Raw genomic sequence first — 23,969 nt, 5'->3', positions numbered from 1 at the left:
TCATCATTCCTTTATCAACTTATTTTGTAAATAATCCAAAAAGAGTTCTTCTAATTTTTGCCGAATTACTTTTTCGTTAGCTGATGTGTAAATCATCATAGACCTTTCGCTTTCAATCAAACTGGTACTGATTAAACTTAGTATTTCCTGCTCTCTAGCTGTCAGCAATGTAGGGGCTAGCATTAATAAGAGGTTTTTTATACGCATTTCTTTCCCATCCATCCCTCGAACAACAAGAGCGGTATCGAGATGAACAACTTGAAACAATAGCCCACGGATAGAGTCGTCACGACAATGAAAAAGAGCCATATTCGTATCTGGAATTCCAAGTCCACCTTTTTTCTCTCGTTCTTTTAGTTCACGCATGGCAGCGTCAATGTCTGTAATAAGTGCTTCTTTTTCAGCCTGTTCTATTACTTCCCGCAAAACTTGCCAATGATCTGTAGCAAGCTGTGTGTTAATGACTTTAAAGTTAGTTAACAGTGTATCCATGCTTACTTGTACTTCTTTAATTTCCCTCAATACGTTTTGAATATTCGGCTTTTTGTTAGCAGTTACCGACCGGTCAGAATTTTCAAGATCCAAATATCGTTTCTTACTAGTAATTTTTTCTACATTTTTTTGCAAATAGTTTTCAATATAGCCAATATCTTGATCACTCAATAAAGGACTAACCATAATATAATCCACTTCTGTTACAGGCAATCTAATTGTCGAAATGACTAGATCGTAATCTTGGAAATGAGCTGTCTGAAATTCATTAATAGAAAGAATTTCAACTGAATTGATTTCAGGAAGTTCTTTTTGAATCCGACTGGCTAGCATTTTAGAAGTTCCGATGCCTGTTGGACAAATAACAACTGCATCAATCCGAACCCTTTCTTCATTCATCAGTAAAGCTGAGCCGAAATGCAGGACGACATAGGCGATCTCACCTGCCGGAAAATCCAAATCCTCAAATTCACTTTCTAAACTTTGCTTGACTGCCATAAACAAAACGGGGTATTTTCGTTTGATCTCGTCTGTTAACGGATTAAAGGATTCTAGTTTTTGATTTAAACGGAAAATCGATGGGCCCATATGCGCAAGCAATCCTTGGTACAATGAAAAGTCATCGACAAGATCTACATGTAGTTGCGCTGAAACGTCGCGGATTAAATTTTTTATCAATCGACCTAGCAAGACGCTATCGTAATAACCCGTATCAGCCGCTTGAACTTTTGACCCTTTTAAAATCACTGATAAAAAATAGATATCTTCCGCAGTCAATGGAATAGAAAGCTGTTTACTCAACTCTCGACAAACTGCATCCATCAATTGATGTTCGCGCTCAGTGCCATACTCTGTTTGTTCTTCAAGTTCAATCGGAAATCCATTTTCCGTGCGCTGTACTGTCAAGCAGCAATAAACAACCAGGCCAATATAATCTCTATCTGCTAACTTCGTTTGTTCTTTATTGATTTTCTGGTCAACTAATCCATCCACGACAATCATGTATCCCGGTAAAAAATAACCGAGAATTTTTTGTTGTTGTTTTTTTCCTTGTTGAAGAAAATACAAACTTTCAACCATCTCTTCGTAAAAAAAGGACAAAACATAACTTCCTAAAGCATGACGCTTGTCGGTCTCTCTACCAACCACTTCCACACCTACGCCACGTGTTCGTGATAACTCAACTGAAAATTTCCCTAACCAGCTTATTAGATCTTCTAAATAAACGGTTAGTGTAGCGGTGCTGACACCTAGATTGTTGGCGAGCATTTGCTTTTTAAAAAACGGGCCTTCATGCAGCAAAATTAGGAGCAACTTCAATTTTCTCTCCTCTGCTGTTTCATCTGCCGGACTGGTCGTTATCAAATTTTGTATGAGACGATAAACTTGATCGTTGGGTCCTTCGATAAAAAGCCCTTCATCCGCGGTACGTTCCACCGTCAAGTCGAATTGCTGCAATAGCTTTCCTACTGATTTTAAATCCCGCTGAATGGTTCGAGCACTAACATCCAAATAGGAAGACAGCGAATTTACCGTATGTTTTCCAGAGGTTTTAACAATTAGCTCGATTATGGATTTTTCTCTAAACGTGATAAACATGCAGCTCACTCATTTCGCTTTAAAATGCCTTCAACAAGACTGGGAAATGCAAATAGCACAAAAAGGCAGGAGCTCCCGCCTTTTTGTTGTTGTCATTTAATTGCTGTTAATGATGTCGATGATTTCTTTAGCAGATTTCGCTGCTACGAGTCGATCGACATTGTCTTGGTCCGCACAAACGACTGCGATTCCTGAAAGGATTTCTAAATGTGTGCCATCTTTTCCAGCAATCCCAAAAATCATTTTTGCACGCTCTCCATCAAAGTCTACTCCATTTGGGACTTGAACAACAGTAAAGCCAGACTTGATGACTGCTTTTTTCGCCTCTTCTGTGCCATGAGGAATGGCAACGTTATTGCCCATGTATGTCGTTGTGATTTCCTCACGCTTGAGCATATCCCCCACATAAGATTCTTCCACATAACCCGCTTTTACTAATGCCTGTCCAGCAAATCGAATAGCTTCTTCTTTTGTGCGGAATCTTTGTCCGATAAAGACATTTTCTTCAAGCAACAGCTGATCCTCTTCAGCGCTGCCAGCGACAACCGCTCGATTTTCTTTCACCACTTCTTGCTCTTCACTCGTCGCATCGTTTTGTAAACGCTCGATCAGCTTGTCGTATTCCGGACTCGATAGAAAATTGTCAACTGAAATATGATAAGCAGCTGGCACCTTATTTTCAGCACGCGGTGTCAATTTTTCCTGCGTAATGACGATTTGTGAGTCACTTGGAATTGTGCTGATGGCCGTATTTGTGACGACTATACCTAATCCTGCCTCTTTTACTTTCTTACGTAATAAAGAAGCACCCATAGCACTTGATCCCATCCCGGCATCACAAGCAAAGACAATTTTTTGGACATTTCCAGGAAATACACTGCTAGTAGCTGTAGCTGTTGGAATTATTTCCTGGGAAATAGAACTCTTCTTCCCTTTCATCTGTTCCATTTTCTTTGTTGCTTCTTCGATTCCTTCATCTGTTTGTTTGCTTGATTTTAAAACGATTGCTGAAATAACAAAAGATACGGCCGTTGCAACAAATACCGCAGTAAAGTTGGCTAAGTATGCCAATCCTTCAGGTGGTGTGACCGCTGCAATGGCTAAAATACTTCCTGGTGATGCAGGCGCAACCAATCCGCCACCCATTAACACAAGAGTAAAGACGCCACTCATCCCCCCAAAAATTACGGCCAACAACAACATTGGCTTCATTAGTACATAGGGGAAATAAATTTCGTGAATTCCCCCGAAGAAATGAATGATCGCTGCTCCAGGTGCCGATTGTTTCGCAATTCCTTTTCCAAAGAACATAAAGCCCAGTAGAACACCGAGTCCTGGACCTGGATTCGCTTCAAGTAGAAACAAAATTGATTTTCCTGCTTGTTGAACTTGTTCCAAGCCGATCGGTGTCAAAACACCATGGTTAATTGCGTTATTTAAGAACAAAATTTTCGCAGGTTCAATCAAAATACTCGTCAATGGTAACAATCCAGCTTCTAACAACCAGTCTACACCTGAAACGAGAACGCTCGTAAAGGCACTTACAGCAGGACCGATACCGAGAAACGCAAAAATTGCCAGTGCCCCACCCAGAATTCCTGCAGAGAAGTTGTTGACCAACATTTCAAAGCCAGTCCGAATTTTCCCATCAATCAACTGATCAAATTTCTTGATCACATATGCACCGAGAGGACCCATAATCATAGCACCTAAAAACATAGGTGTATCAGGAGCCCCAATAATGACACCCATGGTCGCAATTGTTCCGACTACTGCACCTCGCTGGTCATAAATCAAGCGCCCACCTGTATAGCCGATAAGAAGCGGCAGCATATAGTGAACCATTGGTCCAACTAATTTCCCAAGCTCTTCGTTAGGAAAGAACCCTGTTGGAATAAACAAAGCTGTGATTAATCCCCACGCAATAAATGCACCAATATTCGGTAAAACCATAGAGCTCAAAAAGTTCCCAAACTTTTGTATCCCGACCTTTGTTTTCGAATCGTTCATGTGATCCTCCCTTTCTCAAAATAGTTAGTTATGTTGTTTCTTTATCATAGTTCATAATTGGAAGCGTATTCAATAACAAGCAAAGTCAACTTTGTCGTTCCCTTCACGACAAGGCTACTGTTTCTGTAGGTAGCAAAAAAAGCTGTCGAGAACTCAACAGCTTTACATTCATTAGAACTAATTTTTAATTGTCTGTCACCCCTAAATAATTAGGAGGAACGTAATCCATTTGTGAGCTTTTTAGCAAGTTAGCATTAAAGTTCTCTTTCAAAAACTTCGTCATTTCATTTCGATTTAAAGGTTTGGCATACAAATACCCTTGTACTTCATTACACCCGATAGCGGTTAAGTAATCTTGTTGCTCTACCGTTTCCACTCGCTCCGCAAGCGAAACTAACTTTAAGTTTTTGGCCATGACAATGATGGTATTGATGATGGTTCTTGCTTTTTCATCGGTTGCAATGTCTTGAACAAGAGAACCATCAATCTTCAAGCGATCGATTGAAAAGTTTTTTAAGTGATTTAACGAACTATAGCCTGTCCCAAAGTCATCCATGCTAATTGAAATGCCGAGATTTCTTATCTTATCAAAAATATCCTTGGCATATTCTACATCTCTAATAGCCATACTTTCCGTTATTTCTAAGTCGAGCATGTTAAGAGCATAGCCCGTGTTTTTAACGATCTCTTCAATATTCTTGATAAAGTTCTGGTGGAAAAATTGTTTAATGGAGACGTTTACACTCAAGTGCAGTTTCTCGTGTCCTGCTTCTTGCCAAATTTTAACCTGTTTACTAGACTCTGCTAACACCCACTGCCCCAATTCAATAATCAACTGGTTGTTTTCCGCTGTTGCAATAAAATCTTCTGGACTGATCAATCCTTCCTCTGGATGATTCCATCTCAATAAAGCTTCTACGCCAAATACTTTTCCAGTCGCGAAATTTATCTGAGGTTGATAATATATCTCGAATTGCTTTTCTTTTACTGCTTTTCTCATATCTGCTTCTAACAACAATTGTTTAGGGTTCATTTCTTTCAGGTGATTTTGATAAAACTCATACATGTTTTTACCCTTTTCCTTAGCACTATACATCGCCGCATCCGCAAATTTCATCAGATCTTCTCCAAAGCAACTATCCTGAGGATATAAAGCTATTCCGATACTTCCTGTTATGTAAAATTCCTGATTTTCGAGAAGAAACGGCGTTTGTATTTGACTTAAAACATCTTCTATCTGTTTTTCGAAATTTTCATGTGATGAAATATCCGAAAACAGAAAAGTAAACTCATCCCCGCCTAACCTTGAAATGACTAGGTCTTGTTTGTTCATAGCGGTAAATCGATTTGCTAATACCTGAAGCAAATGATCTCCTGCTTGATGACCCAATATATCGTTCACCAACTTAAAACGATCCAAATCCAAGAAACACACAGCCATCTGTGCGTCGGGGCTAGAAGCAGCAATTCTACGACTTAACTCTTCTTCAAAAAACCTTCTATTTGGTAAGAGAGTGAGTGGATCATGGTAAGCCATATGATGAATTTTTTCTCTCGCCTCAACAATTTCCGAAATGTCTTTTGCAAAAATAGTGATATGTGTTAACTCTTCTTCTAAAAAATTAGGCACTAACGTGATTTGTACATTGACCTCCGTTTTCATATGAGTGAGTAACTTCGTTTCGAACATTTGTGATTCCCCGTTAAAGGCTATTACCGATAAACTTAGAAACTCATCTTTTCGTTGAGCATGAATCAATTCACTAAACGAAGACAATTCTTTTAACTCCTTTAGTTGAAAACCTAACATTTCTTGAGTCGCCTTATTAATTTTAGTTATTTTCCCGCTCGCATCTAGCGTAAAAATCGCAATCGCTTGGTTTTCAAACAGTGTCTCGTATTGATGCTTATTTTTATTTATCAGCTCTTTTTGTTTTTCACTATAAAAGTCTGAAACAAAACCTGGGAACAGTTCTAAGAATACTAAGCCAAACACGTTGATCGTTAACGGCAATAGCGTGTCATTTAGGTAAAGCCAATTAGAAATCGGAATGTCACGATTATTAAACAGATCTATATTAGAAAATAGCGTAATGCTGGAAAAAAATGTAAATCGAATGCTCGCGAATGCGATGCCAACTGCAATACTTCCGTAAATGATCCAGCTAATATTTACTTTCTCAATTTTTCTCAACTGCCGTATAAATCGAAAAGTGGCAATTGTGTTACCTAACAGCAAAATGTTCGCACTAACAAATAATAAAATATTCATTTTTAGATTCTTCTCGACCATTTCCGTTCGAATATCAATAAAGTTAACTAAACTAATGCAACAAGCAAAAATGATGGCGCCCAACAATAATTTTTGAAAGGAAATTTCTTTAGAACATATCGCAAGTACTGCCGTATAAACCGCAAAAGAACTGAAAAGAAAAACAAAGATACCCGTTAGTAAACTACTCAGTGAACCAATGTCTAAAAAGGAAGAGTCGAGATAAGTAAAATAAATGATGGCTCCAACGATAATTGAGAGAATGCGTACTTTGTTTTTGTTCTCTCTTGTGAAATCTACTTTTCTTATGACTGTAATACCAATAAAGGCCGCTATACTGGCAATTGTAATTGATAACATGTAATCACTAAGTGAATAGTAATCCACTACAAACCCCTCTTTTCTGACCAATTACACAGATGACAAATAATTAATACAACATACGTAACGAAAAGTTTATTTAGCAACATTTACGAACTTCGATTTACAGTTCATACACATCACTCTTTTAGATTCCAATTCACATGTATCTAACGAACTAAATTACACCCATAATACAGGTATATCTGCTGATTATCAATAGCTGTACTCTGATAATTCAGTTAGCTGAATGTATCATTACTTTTTTAATGTTAGCAAGTACCTCTCATTAATGCGGTAGTCGAAATTTAGATAGCCTTATTTAATTTTTTTATTTTGTATAACGGATTGTCAGCAAAAAAATAATAGTACTCGCTTCTTGTCTAGCAACATCGTTTAAGTAGCCAATACTCCGTTATTTTTCACCATGACAAAAAGGCAGATCAAAATGATCTGCCTTTTTGTCATGGTGAAAAGAAAAAAACGAGAATTTTACTAGCCTTTTTTTCCGCTCTTGTTCAGTAATTCAATGGAACGATTTTTATGCTCTGTGAATAACTTATTGTCGGCATCTAATGCGATAGCTAAATCCATCGCTTGGATTGCCTCACTGTGACTCGCTATCGCTCGTAAACTATTTGCTTTATGAAATAGGTAGTCAGGGCGTGCTGGTGACTTTTCTAACAGCCGGTTCATCACACAGACTGCTTCTTGATGTCTGCCAAGTTCGCGCAAGTAATTAGATTTGTGATACAAGAAAAAAGAAGCTGCAGGATTTTTTGTGATGGCCTTGTCAAATACATTCAATGCTTCTTCTGGCTGCTCCAATAAGCGATAGCAATTTGCGATGTAGAAATAAAATTGGCTGTCTTCATCATCTAATTCTATAGCTTTTCTATAAGCTGTTATCGCAGAACTGTATGCTTTTGTTTCCTGCAGCATTAATCCTTTCCAAAAATACCGTTCACCGTTATTTTTGTCGGTTGAAAAAGCTTTTTCAACCATCTCTAACCCTTCGTCATAGTTTTCTTTTTTATAAAAAGATGACAAATTGACTTCTACAGAACTACCTTCTATCGAGTTTCCTTCAAAAAGTTCTATTATAGTCGTTTGCTTTAGTTGATAAGCATGGTCATAAGCGTTTAACCCTTGGCGATCTTTAACTTGAAAATCGGCACCTGCTTCTAGTAGTAATCGAACGACGAGCGTATACAAATGACCTCCATCGCCTAAAATAACGGCTTCATGGAGAGCCGTCCAGCCGAGTTTGTTTACATGATTAACTGGAACACCTGCTTCTAAACAGTATTGAACCGTTTTGGCATAGCCTTTTTCGCTAGATGGTAGCAATGCTGTACCACCAAATCGATTTACACCGGTAACATCTGCACCAAATCGCGTCATCAACTTCAATGTAGCTGAAAAACCATTGGCTCCTGCTGCAATGAATGGACTTAATCCCGTAGAATCTTTATGATTCGGATTACTTCCTTCTTTTAATAGAAATTCAGTTATTGCAAAGTGATTGGATAAGACAGACCGCATCAATGCGGTCTGTCCAAATTCATCTTTGTATTGAATACTAACTTTTTTCTCTAGCAACATTCTGACTTGTTCTACATCTCCCGAGGCACTTGCTGACAAGAGGCGTTTATCGCTAAAATCTATCGTCATCTACTTATCCACTTTTCTCTTAAAGTTCTCCGTATACTAACTTACCACGGAATACGACAGCTTTTCTTTCTGGCGTACGAGCCACCGCTTCAGCAGAGCATGAGGCTTCTACAAAAACAAAATCTGCATCATCGCCAACAATTGGCCACAATACGTCCCCTTTATCGGATAACGGGGTAATTCCATTTGTTATAAACTTCAATGAATTGGCCAAGCCACGTTCGTCACTTTTCCGGAATACTTCACTATACAGCGAAGCTTTTTCTAGCAAGTCTCCTGAGCCATATGGTGACCAGGAATCATAAAATCCGTCACAGCCAAAATGAACGTTTACGCCTTGTTGATCTAATAGGGCAACAGGTGGCATTGTTTTTGTAATCGGCACAGTCGACATAACAGCCATCCCGACTTCTGCCAATTCTTTTGCTATTTTCTCTTGCTGAGCAATTGGCGATTCACCCAAGTTAAACGCATGACTGACGGCGACACGATTTTGCCATTGTGCTTGTTTTGTTAATTCGATTAGCTTCTCGGTCGTATAATACCCGACTTGTCCGCTGTCATGCAAGTGAATATCGATATCAGCATCGAATTCAGTTGCGATATTCATCATCGCATCAAGTGACTTTTCAATGTTTCTATCGATACCAGCTGGGTCTAATCCACCAACCATTGTCGCACCCGAACGCATTGCTTTTTTCATCAATCCAGGAACCTCTCCATTTAATAGACCGTGTTGGGGGAACGCCACAATATCGTAACTGAGCTGATTGGAATGAGCTTCTAATACCGAGCGTATGCCTTCTAGATTTTTAAGCCCGATGTACGGATCAATATTTACGTGAGTTCGGATATGAGTCGCGCCTTTTGATTGAAGTAACTGAATCATTGCTGTGGCACGTTGCTCGGTCGTTTCGGAAAGCTCTTCTAGTTCAATAGCTTCCAAACTCAATCGCTGTTTTAAACTAGAAACCGGCTGGCACGCTTTCCAGTCGAGCGAAAGATAGGTTTTATCTAAATGATTGTGCATTTCTTTAAAAGAAGGCAGACCGAGTAGCCCTTTGGCATCCATCGTTTTTACACCTGTTTCAATGGTTTCAGTGGCTGGCTTTTTTTCTGTAATTTTACCCTCTTCAATCTTTAAATGATAAAGAGCAGTGTTTGTTTCTAGTGAGTTGTTGGTGCATGTACTCAATCCTTTTTCTAAAAGAACATTTTTTATCCATAATGCTGTACTCATCAAATTTCCTCCTTCTACCGGTTCACTGCATTTGCGGCAGTTTATTTTTGATTTCTTGACCTTTGAAAAAGACAGCTTTTATGTCAGCTCTTCTGGCAATTGCCTCTGCTGTACAACTTGCATTCACTAAGATCATTGATGCAGTATCACCAATTTGTGGCCATGCTCTTTCTCCTTGTTCGTTAAGAGGCGTTATTCCACCTGTAGCGTATTTCAAAAGACGATTTAACGAATATTCATCAATGTATTTAAAGCGTTCTGCGAGAGTTGCTAATTTCCGAATCGTATTTCCTGTGCCGAATGGTGACCAATGATCCGTAATGCTATCATGACCAAGCGAAACTTCGATACCCGCCTGATCTATTTTTGCAACTGGAATGGTTGGACGATTAATAGGAATCGTCGTCGTTACATCAATCCGGCTTTCGCGCAAGTCAGCAAGTGTTGAGGTAAGGACATCTCCCTCTAAATCACCTAATGCTATGCCGTGACTTATCGTTACACGTCCCTGCATATTTGCTTGTTTCGTATAGTCCGCCAGTCGACTAAAGGTGAAAGCTCCGAGTGTATCCGGGTCGTGCAGGTGCAAGTCAATGCCTGCATTATGCTCGGCAGCTATATCGAACACCGTTGATAAAGAGCGTTCGATGTGGCGATCCACTGTTGCTGGGTCTACGCCACCCACTAAAGTGGCTCCGTTTTTCATCGCTTCTCTCACTAATTCTACGGAATCGCTTCTAAGCAAGCCGTGCTGAGGAAATGCGACAACATCGTAGGTGATGGCATCTTTGTAGTTTTCAAGTGCTCGCATCGTTGCTTCAAGGTTTTTCAATCCGATAACCGGATCGACGTTGCAATGCGTGCGAATATGCGTATGACCATTGCGAATCAGCATGTCAATCATGTTTTCTGCTCGTTGTTGTGCAGTTGGTAACAGTTTAGGTAATAGCTCTTTTTCTTCTTCTAATCGCGTGAAAATGCCTTTCGTTATAGGTGTGCACGCTTTCCACGGTCCGCTGTAAAACGTTTTGTCGATATGAATATGCATTTCGCGCAAAGAAGGCAGAAGAAGTTGATGTTCAGCATCGTATTTTTCTACCAAATTGTTCGGCAATTCCTTAGAAATAGACTTGATTTTGCCTTCTTCAATTTCTAAATGGACGATTTCTGTTTCAGTTCCAGTAATGCGATTGCCATCTCTTTTAAAGCCCTTTTCTAATCGTACGTTCATTAACCAGTAATTTTTCATGTTCGTACCTCCATTGAAAAACAGAAAGAGCACTAGGCATAGTGCTTTTCCTGTTTATTTTTTTAATATTATTCAGCAATTTTTACTTTGTCGATCATTAAATAGTTTGCAGCATTCAACCAGTAGCCGCTGACGTTTTCATTGTGTACAGCCATATGTTCATAATTGCGAATAGGTACGTATACGGCATCGTCAAGTTCCATTTGTGCCAGTTCTTCATAAATTTCCAATCGCTTGCTGTCGTCTGTTTCTTCACGTGCTGCTTCAATCAATTTGTCTACTTCTGGATTGCTGTAGTAGAAAGAGTTACCAGCAGGTCCTTGTGACGCCGTATGGAACAGGTTGTACTGATTGTAATCGCCATCACCTGTCGCATTACCCCAACCACTAATATACATCTGTTGCTCTCCAGCGTTTGTCATTTCAATAAACGTTCCGTATTCCACTACTTGAATTTCTACTTCGATGCCAATTCCTTTTAATTGAGACTGAATAACTTCTGCCATATTGATCCGTTCTTTTCTGTCGCTTGTCAGCAATGAAATTTTCAAGTTCTCTGCTCCAGCTTCTTTCAGTAATTTCTTCGCTTCGTTTAAATCGTATTCTGCAGGTTGGGTATTTTCACTATGACCAAAAACTTTCGGGCTCATCGCTGAGTTTGCCAAAGTTCCTACATTGTTATAAACACCTGAAATAATCGATTCGCGTTCGATGGCATGACTGATTGCTTTACGGACACGTACATCATTCAACGGCGCTTTCTGTGTATTAAATCCAAGAAATTCCACTGCAAGACCTTCTGTACGTGTAAGACCCATCGTACTAGAAGCTTCGATTCGTTCGATTTCAGTGACTGGAACTTGATCATTAATATGTGCTTCTCCTGTTTCAATCATCGCCAGCCTCGTTGCATCTTCTGGTACAACTTTAAAGACAACACGATCAATGCTTGCTTTTTCACCCCAGTATTCTTCGTTTCTAGTTAGTGAAATTTCTTGACCGCTCTTCCACTCTTCAAAGACAAATGGCCCAGTTCCGACTGGCTTATCTCTCAAGGATTCCGGATCTTCCGCTAATGCTTTCGGACTTAGGATACTACCTTCTTGGCTAGCTAAGATAGATAGCAAGGGTGCATACGGGTAGTCCAAAAGAAATTGCACAGTAGTTGGATCCACTACTTTCACTTCTTTAATCATTGAAAATTTCTCGCGTTGTGGCGAACCTGTTTCTGGGTCTAACAGACGGTCGAATGTAGCTTTAACCGCTTCTGCATCAAAGGTAGCTCCGTCGTGGAACGTAATTCCTTCATTCAATTTGAATTCCCATGTCGTATCATCAATCACTGTCCATTCTTTAGCAAGTGATGGCTGAAGTACGAAATCTTCATCTGGCTTTACTAAGTTTTCATATACTTTTTGGTAGTTGATGTTTGCGGATGGGATATCCGTGATGAAATGCGGATCTAAGTTAGTAGCATCTGAAAGTCGAACGATATTTAAAGTTCCTCCTGTTGAGTTCCCATCGGCTGATGCTGCTTTTTCCGTTGATTGTGAAGAACTGGTCGAACATGCTGCCAGTAGCAATAGAACAAACACTAACATAGAGCCTAGTACAACGTGCTTAAAATTGTTTCTCTTCATAAAGTCTCCCTCTTTCTCCTTTTGATTTTGTTGCCTTTACCGATGAGCAATAACTGTTTACCTCAAGCTCATTCTTAATGATAAGAGAATAGTCCGAAGATTTTTTACATTTTATCTACAAATAATTTAACTATTTCGACTACTAGTAACAATTCCATTTACTTTCAGCGAAATTCTGATAATTTGAAATAAATCGCCTGCTACTTTTCGGTAAGAAGCAGAAGCTTTCTTTTAAAAATAATCAGTTTCGGAGGGATAGTATGAAAATTGAAATGGACAAAGAAAAACCGTTACTAGTTACACAAACAATCGATCACCCGAGGCAATCCGTATTTGGCAGTTTCTTTTCTGTCTTTATGGAAAACAAAGCTGCAGTCGTAGGAGGCCTCATTATTCTCTTCTATATCTTTATTGCCATTTTTGCACCTGTTTTAGCTCCTTACCATCCACACGAAATCAATTTGGACAACAAGCTGATTCCCCCCTCAATGGAGCATTGGATGGGGACAGACGATAAAGGAAGAGATATTCTAAGCCGGATTCTTTACGGATCTAGGTTGTCGATGGGAGTAGGTTTTGCTGCTGTTGCCTTTGGCGGATTTTTTGGTATCACGCTCGGATTAATCGCTGGTTATTACGGAAAATGGTTGGATACGATCATTATGCGTTGTATGGACGTCCTCTTGGCTTTCCCAGGAATTCTACTAGCACTTGCAATCGTCAGCGCATTAGGGCCAAGCCTAGTTAACGTAACCATTGCAGTTGGCGCTTTTTCCGTTCCACTGTTCGCACGCATTGTAAGAGGTTCTACATTAGAAGTAAAACAATTGGAATACATTGATGCGATTCGTTCACTTGGAGCAAGAGACGGCACGATTATTTTCAAGCACATTCTTCCTAACATCTTGTCACCGATTATTGTTCAAGGAACATTACGCGTAGCAACAGCGATTTTATCAGCTGCTGGTTTATCTTTCTTAGGATTAGGCGCTCAGCCACCTTCTTCAGAATGGGGAACGATGCTCAGTAGCGGACGAGATTTTCTTTTCACCGCTCCATACATCGCCATCTTCCCAGGTCTTGCTATCGCATTTCTGGTTCTTGGCTTTAACATCTTCGGCGATGGTTTACGTGATGCATTCGATCCACGTATGAAAAAATAATACTACTCACATAGAGGAGGTCCTTTCCATGCTCATGTTCATTTTAAGACGTCTATTCCAAACAATTCCCGTCATCTTCGGAGTGACGATCGTGGTATTCATCATCATGCAGCTCGTTCCCGGTGACCCAGCCGTCCTGTTAGCTGGTGAAGGTGCCACACAAGAAACAATCCAAGCGCTTCGAACGCAACTTGGTCTCAACCAACCCTTATACGCTCAGTACATTGACTATGTCACCAATATATTCCGTGGTGATCTTGGAACTTCTTTAAAAAACAATCAGCCAGTACTTGATGAAATCATGTTGCGACTACCGATTACACTAGAATTAGCTATCTTTAGTACAATCATCACGATTGTTCTTGGAATGGCTGCTGGCATCATCTCAGCAGTAAAACCTTACTCCATTATCGATACGGTCGTAATGGTTATCGCCCTTTTAGGAATTTCTTTACCGAGCTTTTGGTTTGGTTTGATGCTGATGTACGGATTTTCCGTAAAGCTTCAACTATTCCCGGTTGCCGGTTGGGATAGTCTAGCGCACATTGTCTTGCCTGCTTTCACACTTGGTGCAGGTGGTGCAGCTATCGTTGCGCGAATGACTCGCTCAAGTATGCTTGAAGTGATCCGTCAAGATTATATTCGGACTGCTCGAGCAAAAGGCGTGAAAGAACGCGTCATTATTTACAAACACGCCTTACGCAATGCCTTGATCCCTGTTATTACAGTTATCGGTCTTCAGTTCGGAGCGCTACTGGGTGGAACGGTACTCGTTGAATCTATCTTTGCCATCAATGGCCTTGGACGAATGATTGTCGATTCAATCAGAATGCGCGACTTGCCAATGGTTCAAGGTGGCGTATTGGTTGCTTCCTTAGTTTTCGTAGCCGTCAATTTACTCGTAGATGTTTTGTATAGATTCTTCAATAAACGGATTGAACTAAACTAAAAGGCGGTGCATTCAAATGGAATCACGTGAAACTATTTTAGAAGTTAAAAATTTAAAAACTTATTTCCATACAAAGCGCGGCATTAGTAAAGCCGTTGATGGCATTGACTTTTCACTCAAAAAAGGAGAAACCTTGGGCATTGTAGGTGAGTCTGGTTGCGGCAAAAGCATTACGTCTCTATCGATTCTTCGGCTGATCCCAACACCACCAGGGAAAATTGAAGGCGGTCAAGTCTTGTTTAAAGGTAGAGACTTAGTCACGCTTTCTGACAGTGAAATGCGTAAAATTCGTGGCAATGAAATCTCAATGATTTTCCAAGAGCCAATGACTTCCTTGAATCCTGTTATTCCTGTCGGCGAGCAGATTGCAGAGGCTATTCGGCTCCACCAGAAAATGAACAAAAAAGAAGCCCGTGCGAAAGCCATTGATATGCTGAAATTAGTCGGTATACCTTCTCCGGAAAAAAGAGCTAAGCAAGAGCCTTTTCAATTAAGTGGTGGAATGCGACAGCGTGTCATGATCGCCATGGCACTTTCTTGTAATCCCGAAGTACTGATTGCAGATGAACCCACAACGGCTTTAGACGTAACGATTCAAGCACAAATTTTGGAGCTGATCAAAGATTTACAGGCAAAACTAGGCATGGGCGTTATCATGATTACTCATGACCTGGGTGTAGTCGCAGAGACATGCAATAAAGTCGCAGTCATGTATGCAGGGAATATCGTAGAATATGCACCTACGCAAAATCTTTTTGATGAACCTAAGCACCCTTACACACGAGGACTTTTAGCATCTCTCCCAAAAATTGATGAAGATAAAGAAGAACTGTATACAATTGAAGGCAGCGTACCAAGTTCTTACAACATGCCTGAAGGATGTCGCTTCGCATCCCGTTGTCCGTTTGCGGAAGCCATGTGCCACCAGAAACAACCTGAACTTCTTGAGCATTCCGATGGTTCGAAAGTTCGCTGCTGGATGTACTCAAACGAATGGACAGGTGAAAAACGACAAGAGGAGGTATTCAGCTAATGCAGACAGTTGAAGAGAAAAAAGTTTTATTGGAAGTTTCAAATCTAAAGCAATACTTCTCTGTAAAAAAAGACTCGATCTTTCAGCCAAAGGCATATGTTAAAGCAGTTGATGGTATTTCTTTTGTCGTAAACGAAGGCGAAACGCTGAGCATTGTAGGAGAATCTGGTTGTGGAAAATCGACGACGGGTCGTGCGATTTTAAGACTCGATGAACCGACAGACGGCAAAGTGCTTTATGCAGGAAAAAATATCGTAGATTTATCTAAACAAGAAATGCGTGAACTGCGCGGCGACTTGCAAGTCATTTTCCAAGATCCTTTTGCTTCGCTAAATCCGCGGCAAACGGTCAAACAAATTCTTCGAGAAGCGATGACTATTCAAAAATCCGTTACTAAGCCCCTGCAACACGATCGAATGATTGAGTTATTAACGCTAGTTGGCTTACCCGCAGAAGCGTTAGACCGGTATCCTCATGAATTTAGCGGCGGGCAGCGCCAACGAATCGGCATTGCGCGCGCGCTTGCAGTAGATCCGAAACTAATCATTTGCGACGAAGCTGTATCGGCACTTGATGTTTCCATTCAGGCTCAGATTTTAAATTTATTAAAAAAATTACAAAAGCAATTCAAGTTGACTTACCTCTTTATCTCCCATGATTTAAGTGTTGTACGCTACATTTCTGATCGCGTAATGGTTATGTATTTAGGAAAAATTGTGGAAATTTCAGATAAAAAAGATTTGTTTGACGTTCCATTGCACCCTTATACGAAAGCTCTGTTGTCTTCAATTCCTGTACCCAATCCATCTGTCAAAAATGAACGGATTTTACTGAAAGGGGATGTACCATCTCCTATTAATCCACCAACTGGCTGCCGCTTCCACACGCGCTGCCCATTTGCTACAGATCGGTGCAAAACAGAAGAACCGGCTTTACAAGAACTTCGCCCAAACCATTTTGTCAGCTGTCATTACGCAGAAGAACTATTGGGATGAAGAAGTTCTTTACCGTATGAACAAAATAATGTGATATAACTATTGAGCATTTCTGAATATTGGAGTAGGTTTAGGTAATAGCCCTCCAAAACAGAATGCTCTACTTTCATTCTTCCTCACATTCAGTTAAGCAAGGAGCAGTGCATGCGATGCTGACGATCGAAGCTTTTTCTTTTTATATTATGATGTGTGTACTGGCTCCGCTCATCGGTGCCTTCACATTATTATTTTTGTTTGTCTTTGAAAAACGGATTGATTTGATTGAAAAAGAAAAAAATGAAATTGTATTAGAGAGTGAATTACAAAAAGCTCTCTACAATCAGCTAAATCAAGAAATACAGCCTCATTTCTTTTTCAATACGATGAATTCTATTTTGAGTTTGGCTCGACTTGAACGAAAAGAAGAATTGATTTATTCAATCGAGACATTCTCCAAGCTTTTAAAGCATAAATACAAAACAAACACGACATTTATTACGATTGAAGACGAATTATCGTACGTCGTTTCTTATTTAGATATCCAAAAAATTCGCTTTCGAGAACGGCTTGATTATCAAATTGATAGTGAGCCAGTTGTTCAAAAAGCGATTACCTTACCCTTTTTAATTCAAACACTCGTTGAAAATGCCTTTAAGCATTCTTTCGAGAAAAAAGCCGGAAAAGCTGAACTTCACATAGTCATCTCAAAGCAAGAATCTATGCTTTGCATTCTTGTTGCTAACAGTCTGCCAAACGAAGAACAGCAAAGTTCAGCCGATGCTGGAACTGGACTTGCTAATATTTCCAAAAGATTGAATTTGTTGTTTCCAGATGATGAAACATCTGTTGATATAACACATTCAGAAGATTGGACAACTGTACAAGTACTATTTCCGCTCGTTTATCAATTAGATTTAAAGGAGTGAAGCTACTGATGAACATCCTGCTTGTCGATGACGAACCACTCGAACTAGAACAAATGGAGTATTTGATCAACAAAAATTTTCCGATGTGGGATATATACAAAGCTCAAGATGCTTCTCAAGCAATGAAAATAGTCAATCACTCCGATATTTTTTTAGCATTTTTGGATATTCAATTACCCGGCAAAACCGGACTTGAATTGGCCAAAGAAATGCAAGCTGTTTCCGATGCAGATATCGTCATGGTAACAGCTTATCAAAGCTTTGAATATGCTCATACCGCACTGCGACTAGGAGTTGTCGATTACATTACAAAGCCCGTAATCGAAGAAGATTTAGTAAAAGTATTAAATAATTACTCACGACTCACCCATTACTCGCATCAAATCCAACAATCAATCAAATTAATTCATCAAAATTACGAAGAAAAAATGACACTGCATTTTTTAGCAACCAAAATCCACATCAATCCTGCTTACTTAAGCCGGAAATTTCAAGAAGAAGTGGGCGTTGGTTTTTCTGAATACGTAAATAATTACCGCTTAATGATGGCTAAAAAAATGTTAACTGATCGACCAGAAGCCAGCATCGGAGAAGTTTCCGAAAAATGTGGATTTAATAGCCAGCATTACTTTAGCCAAATGTTCCGAAAAGAAACTGGATTATCACCTAGAGACTTTCGACTAAAGGAGACTGGGCATTGAAGAAAAAAGGGTTTGATTTTTATATTCAAGGAGCTGTTCAGCTGGGAATTGCCTTTGGAGTCGTTAGCATACTGGCTAGATGGATTACCGGAAACACCATTCTCTCTTCTCCTCAAACACTCATTCGATATGGTTTAATAGGTGGAATTGGCTATGCATTTATGGGTGGCCTTGCCTTGGTTCTCTTTGGCTTTGTTGCTCGGAAAATCAGCTACACTTTCACAGGCCAAATGACCATTGGTGATGTGCTCAAACAAAAGCTGAATCCGTTCGGCTACTGGTATATGATGATTCTGCTATTTGTGATGGGATTCTATGCACTGTTTATTCAAACCATGGGTGCCGGCTTGCTGCTATACATCCTTTTTCCTTTCCCTCTTTTCATCGGAATGACTGTTTTTTTGTTGCTGCTGTTTTTGATTGGCGGAATAGGTGGCCTCTACCGAATCCACCAATTGGCAGGAATAAGTGTCATCTTGATTTTTGGAACGATTATTCTCATTCCTGTCTACTTGTATATGCACGAAGGGGTTACGACGATTTTTGAAGGCATTCGCCTTTATCACCCCTACTTATTATTTACAAAGAATAACGAATCGTTATGGTTTATTTCAACCGGTTTACTGGTTTTTTTCGGACAGATGATAACGGATCGAGCTACATGGCAACGAGTATTTATCATAAAGAAAGAAAAAGTTAAAATGGCTTTTGTCCTTACTGGGATGATTTGGTTAACAATTCCCATTGCGATTACTTCACTTTTTTTGCTAGCCATTTCTGGGCGTTCTTTTGACAATCCTTATTCTCTTATTTTCGAACTGATTAGCATTTTAAATTCTACTGTTTTAATTTTTATTTTCGTCCTTTTTTGCTTTGCTGCTGTCATGTCTGCTGCAAGTTCAGAACTGCAATCATTGAATTCTCTGTTTATCCGCAATGTTGTGGCAGAATTTAAACCATTGTCGACCAAACAGCAATTCAAGTATAAAAATAGCTTCTCTATCGTACTGATTGGGGTCCTCTTTCTGGCCGCACTTTTCTTAACACCTTATCCTACTCAATTATTGTTTTTCTTTGGCAATATTTATAGCTCTATGATTTTTGCCATTCTCTATATCGTTTTCAACAAAGATAACGAAACACTTCCTCCGGTTCTTTCTTCCTTTGTTGGAATCGTCGGTGGGTTTATCTCTTCTCCGTTTACAACTTATTTTGAATCAGTATGGATCAGTTTTTTACTTTCGGGAATTCTTTGTGGCCTGTTCCTTATAAAAAAATCCATTCAACAACATTCCCCCGCGAGTTTAAATTCGGAGGAGCAACCTTATGATGCAAACTAACCAAGAGACTAGTCCACGCTCTTCAATTAACAGTGATTTACTTCCGACTGCTGTCGAAAGTCGCACGTGGAATTTTAGTAATTATTTTTCGGTTTGGATGGGTTCTGTTCATAACATCCCGTCTTACGTTACGATTGGTGGTTTTTTTGCATTAGGACTTTCTACTGGTCAGGTTTTTGTGGTAATTTGCTGTGCGGCTCTGCTTGTAGCGGGATTACTCGTTCTTAATGGTCATGCAGGAAATAAATATGGCGTTCCGTTTTCAATTCTTTTACGCGCTAGCTACGGCAGAAAAGGGGCTATTCTGCCAGGAGTTTTCAGAGGGATTATCGCAGGGATTATGTGGTTCGGCTTGCAAACCTATGCTGGCAGCATTGCAGTTTCCATTTTTATTGGCACATTTTTCCCAGAGTATTTGACACTCGGTGGCAATTTTCTTTTTTTCGGTTTGAGTTTATCTAGTCTGCTGTCTTTTTTGTTGTTTTGGCTTATTAATTTACTATTTGTTTTTGCTGATGTTACTACACTCGGTAGGCTGACCAAAAGTGTGACAGTTCTTGTCTTTATCGTTTTTGGTGGCATGTCCATCTGGTCGATCCAATTAGCTGGTGGCGTAGAGATGATTTTGACTTTCGAACCCTCTGCTGGTGGCAATGTGAATTTATTTCTATTGGTTTCTTGTGTTTCTGCTATCGTTGCTACGTGGGTTGCGCCGATTTTAAGTGTTTCCGATATTACGCGCTATTCAAGCTCTAAACGGGCACAGGCAGGTGGACAATTCATCGGTATTTTAGCCACTTATCTATTGTTTGCTTTCGCTAGTATCTCCATTATTATTGGTTCTGAAATTGCTTTTGGTGTCCCGGTCTGGAATGTGCTTGAAGTGGTCGATAAATTCGATAATGTCTTCGCTGTCATTCTTTCGCTGACGACATTAGCTCTTGCGACTTTGTCGGTGAACATTGTCGGAAATGTGATTCCCGCTGCCAATCAATTAACCGCGCTTTTTCCAACCAAATTAAATTTCAAAAAGAGCGCGCTTGTCGTAGCAACTTTAGGCATTCTATTATTGCCTTGGAAGCTGATGGAGAACCCGACGAGCATCTTCATGTTTCTTAATATGGTAGGAGCATTGTTAAGCCCTGTTATTGGGGTCATGCTGACGCACTATTACTTTATAGCGAAAAAAATGATCAATCTAGATGCGGTATATGGACTCCCAGGAAAGCAACCGCTCGCTTCTTTTCAAGTTCCCGCATTACTAGCAACTTTACTCACCGGTGGACTCAGTCTACTCGGTAGTAGAGTTGCTGCACTAGAAGTGCTTTATACGATTTCCTCACTTCTTGGAATTGTTGTCTCCGCTTGCTTATACATCACGTTCTATTCTATCCAAACAACTTTTAACCTTAAAAAAATTCAGTAAAAAAGAGAGAATGGCAGTCATTCTCTCTTTTTTCTTTTAATTTAATTGTCCCGCTACGAGTGATCCTTTATGAAAAACAGCTGTGCGTTGTGCTCGTCTCGCTACAGTCTCTGCAGCACATTTAGCACCCACTAAGACAAAGCTAGCCACGTCACCTTCTACGGGCCATACCTGCTCCCCGTTCGCTGTCAGAGGGGTAATGCCATCGGTTATGAAACGCAACGCCTGAGACAGCGATAACTCGTCTGTCCAACGATTGATTTCTACCAACCTTCCGAGTCTTTCTAAGACATCTCCGTTTCCTGTAGGCCACCATGAGTCATAAATATTATCGTTTCCAAGTGAAACAGTCACTCCAACTTCAGCTAGTAAACTAACTGGCGGGATGTTCCTTCCAATAGGTACACTCGAAATAATCGATACTCCTGCTTCTTTTAAAGACTCTGCTACTGCTCTTGCTTCTAGAGGAGTTACATCACCGAGTCCGAAGGCGTGGCTGATTGCTACTCTTCCTTGCCAGCCCGCTTCTATCGTTAAGGCAGCCAAGCGCTTCATAGTAAACGTCCCTAAATGACCTGGGTCATGCAGATGCAAATCAATCCCGACGTTTCCTTCAACTGCGATATCCATTAATTGAACGAGAGACGCTTCGATATTCAAATCAACTGTTGCCGGGTCGACTGATCCCACTAATCCCGCACCGTTACGCACAGCTTCTCTCATTAATCCAACTGTATTGCCATAAAGTAAGCCGTGCTGAGCAAAAGCGACAATTTCCGAATCGACTTTCTGCTCATAATCAGCCAATGCAGTCTGAACCCCACTTAAATTCTCCAGTCCAACTTCTGGATAAATATCGACATGCGTCCTAATGGATGTCGAACCGTGTGACAGTAAAATGTCTAGTAAATTTTTCGCTCTATCTACTGTGTTCGTTTCAATCGATGCAAGAATGTTTTTTTCTATAGTGCTTCTTTCAATGACAGAAGAAGCAGGTACACAGGCGCGCCATGGTTCTCCCATATAGGTTTTATCAAGGTGAACGTGTTTTTCTTTAAAAGCAGGTAACACGAGCAGTCCTTTACCATCCATCGTTTTCACGTCTTTTGGAAGTGCTTGTTCTGAGCCGATTATTTCAGCAATTTGGCCTTCTGCAATTTTCAAATGAAATAACTTTGTCTCAGTAGCCCTTACTTGCCCATTTTCTTTCACATACCCTGTTTCGAGTAAGACGTTCTTCAATATGTACATGTGGAGCCTCCTATATAAGTTGATATGAACTTTTATCTTTCCAACTAGATTGTTTACTACCCTATAAGAAAAAAGGGGTATCCTTTTGGATATCCCTCATTACTTATTACTTTATCGATACGTTATTGATTTCCAAATACCCAGATGGACTAATTTCAAAACCGCTAACATCTTTGGACATTGCTGCGACATTCTCGATTACGCGTATGGGAATGTACACTGCTTCTTCCATTTCAATTTCTTGTGCTTTTGCGTATAGTTCAATCCGTTTTTCAGAATCTGCTTCTTTTCGTGCTTCTTCAATCAATCCATCCACTTCAGAATTACTATAAAACGATGTATTGCCACTAGCCCCTATTGAGCTTGAATGCATCAAATTATACTGGTTATAATCTGCATCTCCTGTGGCATTTCTCCAGCTAATGATGAACATTTCCGTGTCGCCAGAATGAGTCGATTCAACAAAAGTTCCGTATTCCATCACTTCAATTGTTACTTTAATACCAATTCCCTTTAGTTGTGATTGAACTACTTCCGCTAAACTAATTCTTTCTTTATTGTCCATTGTCGACAACTTAATTTCGAGGCCATCAGCATAACCGGCTTCAGCCAGTAATCTTTTGGCTTCAGAAAGATTGTATTCATACGTTTCTAGTCCTTCGTGATAACCAAACACTTTAGGTCCTAATAATGAATTTGCTTCCCCACCGACATTATTGTAAACGCCTTTTCGGATTGCATCCATTTCGATCGCGTGTGAAACCGCTTTTCTTACTCTAACGTCATTAAAAGGTGCTTTTTCAACGTTAAACGTAATGTATTCCGTTCCAAATCCTTCACTTTGATAAACTTTGGAATTTTGAGAAGCATTGACCGCATCAAACTGGGCGATGGACAAAGGTTCAGCAATATGAGCTTCTCCTGTTTCAACCATTGCTGTACGCGTCGTTTCTTCTGGTACAACTTTAAATTCGACTCTTCCTACTTTGGCTAATGTGCCCCAATAGTCTTCGTTTCGATTTAAGATAATCACTTGTCCAGGTGTCCATGATTCAAAGACAAATGGTCCTGTGCCACTTGGTTCTTGAATATCTTCTCCGCCAAACTCTTCAATTGCCTTCGGGCTGATGATGCCACCTTCATGACTTGCTAAAATTGAAAGAAGCGGAGAGTATGGCTCCGACAATAAAAACTGAACCGTATAATCATCAATGATTTTTATTTCTTCTACCATCGACAATACTCCTGCTCGAGGAGAACCCACTTCTGGATCCAATAATCGATCGAATGTTGCTTTTACAGCTTCTGCTGTAAAGTCCGTTCCGTCATGGAATTTAACATCCTGACGAAGCTTGAATTCCCATGTTTTATCGTCAAGCTGATCCCAGCTTTCTGCCAACAATGGTTGCAGTTCTGCGTTTCGATCGCGGCCAACTAAGCCTTCATAAATTTTTCCATGAGTGACACTCGCTGCATTGATAGTTGACATAAATTGCTGATCCAAACTTTCAGCATCTGAAAGTCTTGCGATAATTAACGTATCTTCAGAACCGGCAGCTTTTACTTCGCCATTTTCTGTTGATGCGGCTTTTTCTCCGGTAGAGCAGCCTGCCAGAGCCATCACAAGTAATGCTGAAGCTATCCCGTTTCTTATCCATTGGACCTTGTTC

At 40.1% G+C, this 23,969-nt stretch carries 17 protein-coding genes; 8 read left to right on the top strand and 9 right to left on the bottom strand.

What is annotated here, in order from left to right:
* Positions 1-3 precede the first annotated feature (3 nt).
* The 7 genes from QMF37_RS10885 to QMF37_RS10855 all read right to left on the bottom strand — a co-directional run bounded on the left by QMF37_RS10885 (position 4) and on the right by QMF37_RS10855 (position 12,536).
* Positions 4-2,091 (bottom strand): BglG family transcription antiterminator, encoded by a 2,088-nt coding sequence (locus QMF37_RS10885; RefSeq protein ID WP_071152911.1) that lies wholly within the window; start codon positions 2,089-2,091, stop codon positions 4-6.
* 96 nt (positions 2,092-2,187) lie between these two features.
* Positions 2,188-4,101 (bottom strand): PTS mannitol transporter subunit IICBA, encoded by a 1,914-nt coding sequence (locus tag QMF37_RS10880; protein ID WP_078080796.1) that lies wholly within the window; start codon positions 4,099-4,101, stop codon positions 2,188-2,190.
* A 184-nt stretch (positions 4,102-4,285) separates the two neighbouring features.
* Positions 4,286-6,760 carry a sensor domain-containing protein gene (locus QMF37_RS10875; RefSeq protein WP_071152912.1) on the bottom strand — a complete coding sequence of 825 codons (2,475 nt, stop codon included), beginning with the start codon at positions 6,758-6,760 and terminating at the stop codon, positions 4,286-4,288.
* 468 nt (positions 6,761-7,228) lie between these two features.
* Positions 7,229-8,407 carry an ankyrin repeat domain-containing protein gene (locus QMF37_RS10870; RefSeq protein ID WP_071152913.1) on the bottom strand — a complete coding sequence of 393 codons (1,179 nt, stop codon included), beginning with the start codon at positions 8,405-8,407 and terminating at the stop codon, positions 7,229-7,231.
* A gap of 19 nt (positions 8,408-8,426) precedes the next feature.
* Complete coding sequence (locus QMF37_RS10865; RefSeq protein WP_071152914.1) at positions 8,427-9,647, bottom strand: amidohydrolase; 1,221 nt, start codon at positions 9,645-9,647, stop codon at positions 8,427-8,429.
* Positions 9,648-9,669: 22 nt separating this feature from the next.
* The gene (locus QMF37_RS10860) at positions 9,670-10,896 is read right to left on the bottom strand and encodes an amidohydrolase family protein (RefSeq protein WP_071152915.1); all 1,227 of its coding nucleotides are present in this window, start codon (positions 10,894-10,896) and stop codon (positions 9,670-9,672) included.
* A gap of 68 nt (positions 10,897-10,964) precedes the next feature.
* Positions 10,965-12,536 (bottom strand): glutathione ABC transporter substrate-binding protein, encoded by a 1,572-nt coding sequence (locus QMF37_RS10855; RefSeq protein WP_071152916.1) that lies wholly within the window; start codon positions 12,534-12,536, stop codon positions 10,965-10,967.
* A 260-nt stretch (positions 12,537-12,796) separates the two neighbouring features.
* On the opposite strand from QMF37_RS10855, the gene QMF37_RS10850 reads away from it, so the two are divergent.
* From QMF37_RS10850 to QMF37_RS10815, 8 genes are all read left to right on the top strand, one after another.
* Positions 12,797-13,699, top strand: a complete 903-nt coding sequence (locus tag QMF37_RS10850) for an ABC transporter permease (RefSeq protein WP_071152917.1) — start codon at positions 12,797-12,799, stop codon at positions 13,697-13,699.
* A gap of 28 nt (positions 13,700-13,727) precedes the next feature.
* Positions 13,728-14,648, top strand: coding sequence for a nickel ABC transporter permease (gene nikB, locus QMF37_RS10845; RefSeq protein WP_071152918.1), 921 nt, complete (start codon positions 13,728-13,730; stop codon positions 14,646-14,648).
* Between the two features lie 16 nt (positions 14,649-14,664).
* Positions 14,665-15,681 (top strand): ABC transporter ATP-binding protein, encoded by a 1,017-nt coding sequence (locus tag QMF37_RS10840; protein ID WP_071152919.1) that lies wholly within the window; start codon positions 14,665-14,667, stop codon positions 15,679-15,681.
* Positions 15,681-16,676, top strand: a complete 996-nt coding sequence (locus QMF37_RS10835) for an ABC transporter ATP-binding protein (protein ID WP_058383918.1) — start codon at positions 15,681-15,683, stop codon at positions 16,674-16,676. Before QMF37_RS10840 ends, QMF37_RS10835 begins: the two co-directional genes overlap by 1 nt.
* Before the next feature lie 149 nt (positions 16,677-16,825).
* Positions 16,826-17,581, top strand: a complete 756-nt coding sequence (locus QMF37_RS10830) for a sensor histidine kinase (RefSeq protein WP_058383917.1) — start codon at positions 16,826-16,828, stop codon at positions 17,579-17,581.
* 8 nt (positions 17,582-17,589) lie between these two features.
* Entirely contained in the window at positions 17,590-18,282 is a 693-nt protein-coding gene (locus QMF37_RS10825) for a response regulator (RefSeq protein WP_071152920.1), read from the top strand.
* Positions 18,279-19,622, top strand: a complete 1,344-nt coding sequence (locus tag QMF37_RS10820; RefSeq protein ID WP_058383915.1) for a sodium:solute symporter family transporter — start codon at positions 18,279-18,281, stop codon at positions 19,620-19,622. Before QMF37_RS10825 ends, QMF37_RS10820 begins: the two co-directional genes overlap by 4 nt.
* Positions 19,609-21,048, top strand: a complete 1,440-nt coding sequence (locus tag QMF37_RS10815) for a cytosine permease (RefSeq protein WP_078080797.1) — start codon at positions 19,609-19,611, stop codon at positions 21,046-21,048. Before QMF37_RS10820 ends, QMF37_RS10815 begins: the two co-directional genes overlap by 14 nt.
* Positions 21,049-21,084: 36 nt before the next feature.
* Here the strand turns inward: QMF37_RS10815 and QMF37_RS10810 are convergent, their stop codons facing one another.
* On the bottom strand, positions 21,085-22,299 hold the full coding sequence (locus tag QMF37_RS10810; RefSeq protein ID WP_078080798.1) for an amidohydrolase: 1,215 nt from the start codon (positions 22,297-22,299) through the stop codon (positions 21,085-21,087).
* Between the two features lie 106 nt (positions 22,300-22,405).
* Positions 22,406-23,920 carry a glutathione ABC transporter substrate-binding protein gene (locus tag QMF37_RS10805; protein WP_078080866.1) on the bottom strand — a complete coding sequence of 505 codons (1,515 nt, stop codon included), beginning with the start codon at positions 23,918-23,920 and terminating at the stop codon, positions 22,406-22,408.
* Positions 23,921-23,969 lie beyond the last annotated feature (49 nt).

Source organism: Planococcus sp. S3-L1 (assembly GCF_030063085.1).
In the GTDB taxonomy this organism is placed as follows: domain Bacteria; phylum Bacillota; class Bacilli; order Bacillales_A; family Planococcaceae; genus Planococcus; species Planococcus kocurii.
Note: the sequence above shows the minus strand (reverse complement) of the source record. Positions and strands in the feature narration are given on the sequence as shown.